Source organism: Mesorhizobium sp. M1E.F.Ca.ET.063.01.1.1 (genome assembly GCF_003998155.1).
In the GTDB taxonomy this organism is placed as follows: Bacteria; Pseudomonadota; Alphaproteobacteria; order Rhizobiales; family Rhizobiaceae; genus Mesorhizobium.
On record NZ_RZSC01000655.1, the window covers coordinates 1 to 3311 of the forward strand.

Below are 3311 nucleotides of genomic sequence, written 5' to 3' on the forward strand. Positions count from 1 at the left end.
GACGATCCGTGCGCGGTGATCGCCAGCGACATCGACATTCCGGCCGGCGGCGACGTGACGCTGTTCTGGCTCCTCGGCGACGCGGGCACGGCCGCCGGGGCGAGCGCTTTGGTGCAGACCCATCGCGGCAAGGATTTCGACCAGCGGCTGGCCGACAACGAGCGCGTCTGGCGCGGCTTCCTCGACACCATCCAGGTCGATACGCCGGACAAGGCGTTGAACGCCATGGTCAACCACTGGCTGCCTTACCAGAGCCTGGCCTGCCGCATCCGCGCGCGGTCGGCTTTCTACCAGGCGAGCGGCGCCTTCGGCTTCCGCGATCAGCTGCAGGACACGCTGGCTTTGCTGGCGCACGATCCGAGCCTGGCGCGCGACCAGATCCTCAATGCCGCGCGCCGGCAGTTCCCCGAGGGCGACGTCCAGCACTGGTGGCTGCCGCGCACCGATGCCGGCGTGCGCACCATGATCTCGGACGACGTGGTGTGGCTGGCGCACGCGACGGCCCGCTATATCGAGGTCACCGGCGATGCCGCGATCCTCAAGGAGCACATCCCCTTCATCGACGGGCAGGAGATCGGCGAGGGCGAGCACGATGCTTTCTTCACGCCCGAGATCACCAAGACCACCGCCCCGCTGTACGACCACTGCGCAAGGGCGCTCGACCTCGCCATCAAGCGCAGCAGCCCGGCCGGCCTGCCGCTGATCCTCGGCGGCGACTGGAACGACGGCATGAATCGCGTCGGCGAGGGCGGCAAGGGCGAGAGCGTGTGGCTGGGCTGGTTCCTTCTGAAGACGCTGGGCGACTTCGCCCCCGTCGCCAAGGGACAAGGCGATGCCAAGCGGGCGCAGGCCTGGACCAGGCATGCCGACGCGCTTAAGCGGGCGCTGGAGAGCACGGCCTGGGATGGCCAGTGGTACCGGCGCGGCAGCTTCGACGATGGCACGCCGCTCGGCTCTCACAACTCGGACGAGTGCAGGATCGACTCCATCGCTCAGTCCTGGAGCGTGCTTTCGGGCGAGGGCGACCCGGCGCGGTCGACGACGGCCATGGAACAGGCGACGAAGATGCTGGTCGACGACGAGCTCAAGATCGTCAAGCTGTTCACGCCGCCTTTCTCGAACAGCGACAAGGACCCCGGCTACATCAAGAGCTACCCGCCGGGCGTGCGCGAGAATGGCGGCCAGTACACCCATGCCGCCACCTGGTTCGTCATCGCGCTCGCCGAAATGGGCCGCGTTGACGAAGCCTATCGCTGCTTCTCGATGCTGAACCCGGTCAACCATGCCTCGGACGAGGCGGCTGCCGAGCACTACCGCGTCGAGCCCTACGTGGTGGCGGCCGACATCTACGCCGGCGAAGGAAAGGGAGGCCGCGGCGGCTGGACCTGGTATACGGGCTCAGCCGGCTGGCTTTACCGGGCGGCTGTCGAGGGAATCCTGGGCATCGAGCGGCGCGGCAAGCAGATCACGTTTAGGCCGAAGCTGCCCAGCCACTGGGACGGCTACGCCGCCACGCTCAGGATGTTCGACGGCGAGATCAAGGTCCGCGTTATCCGCGACAAAAAGACCAAGTCGATCTCGCTCGAAGTCAATGGTTCGAAGACAAAATCGGGGTCTTTCGAACCGAAGGCTGGCGACAAAACCGAGGTCGTGGTCAAGATACCCGCGTAAAATCAAAGGCTTGGCTTATAAGCCGCGCGTCCCCTCGGACGCGCGGCCAAGCTCGGCGTTTTACTTGGCGATAATCCCGGCCAGCGTCCCCAAGCTCCTTTAGATCCGGCTAAGCAAGCGCCTTGTGATTAAAAATGTGGCAGCAAGCGGTAAGTGCCATTATTTTGCCGCAAGGGTGACATTTCACCTTTTATCTCAAACTGTTAGGTGATCACGTCAGATTTCGCACCGTCGTCATCTTTTGTTCGCTAAATGGGAACGGAAGCGATAGACGGGCATTGTTTTGCGACGCGTTAACCGGTACGTGTCAAAAAATGGTGCAGTGCACAAATCCGGAATTGAGCACGGCTAGAGAGTTTGGCGGAGTAGCTGAAGTGACACTTCTGCAGATTTACTTGAGAGCGCTGGGTTATCTGGCAGCCGACAAGAAGCGTGTCGCGCTGATCTGCGGCGCCAACATTGCGCTCGCAGCGATCGCGATCCTCGAGCCGATCCTGTTGGGTCGGGTGATTGGTGCCATTTCCGAAAAGAGCGCGGTGTTTTCGACACTCGCCGTCTGGGCCGCTCTTGGTGCCTTCAACGTCGTCGCTTTCGTGCTGGTGGCGCGCGGCGCCGATCGCTTCGCGCATGCCCGCCGTTCCGAAGTGCTGTGCCAGTCCTTCGAGCGCGTGATCACCATGCCGCTCGCCTGGCATCACCAGCGCGGTACGTCCAATTCGCTGCATACGCTGCTGCGCGCTGTCGAGACCCTGTTCAGCCTGTGGCTCGAATTCATGCGCGTGCATCTGTCGACGGCCATCGCGCTGGTGCTGCTTGTGCCGACCGCGCTCGCCATGGACATCCGCATGTCCATTGTGCTGCTTGGCCTCGGCGTGCTTTACGTTGGCATCGGCCGTATCGTCATGCGCCGTACCAAGTCAGGGCAGACCGCCGTCGAACGCCACTACCACACCGTCTTTGCCCATGTGTCCGACAGCGTCAGCAATGTCGCCGTGCTGCAGAGCTACAACCGCATCGGCCATGAGACCGCGACGTTGAAGCGTTACGTCAAGGACCTGCTCGACGCGCAGAACCCCGTGCTCGACTGGTGGGCGATCGCCAATGCGCTGAACCGCCTGTCGTCGACCATCTCGATGATGATCGTGCTCTCGATCGGCGCCTATCTTGTCACCCGTGGCGAGCTCCGCGTCGGCGATGTCGTCGCCTTCACCGGCTTTGCCGGAATGCTGATCGCCCGTCTCGACCAGATGTCGGCCTTCACCACTCAGATTTCCGAGGCGCGCGCCAAGCTCGAGGATTTCTACCGCCTCGAGGACTCGTCCGCCGAAACCGTCGAGCCCGATGGGCTGCGCGAGCTGACCAACGTCACCGGCCATGTGCGCTTCGAGGATGTCAGCTTCGAGTTCGCCAATTCCGGCCACGGCATCGAGGACGTGTCGTTCGAGGTGCCGGCCGGCAAGACGGTCGCCATCGTCGGCCCGACCGGCGCCGGCAAGACGACGCTCATCAACCTTCTGCAGCGCGTCTTCACGCCATCCAGCGGCCGCATCCTGATCGACGGCATCGACACCCGCACGGTGACCCGCAAGTCGCTGCGCCACTCGATCGCCACCGTGTTCCAGGACGCCGGCCTGCTCAAT

Annotated in this window: 1 protein-coding gene and 1 pseudogene; both read left to right on the forward strand. The window is 63.8% G+C overall.

The genetic code is table 11. The annotated features are described in order from the left end of the window. Nucleotides 1–1671, forward strand: a pseudogene (locus EOA29_RS29995) (protein ndvB); the annotation flags it as partial. A gap of 374 nt (nt 1672–2045) precedes the next feature. Then, a partial coding sequence (locus tag EOA29_RS30000) for a glucan export ABC transporter ATP-binding protein (RefSeq protein ID WP_127222020.1) occupies nt 2046–3311 on the forward strand: 1266 nt, incomplete at its 3' end.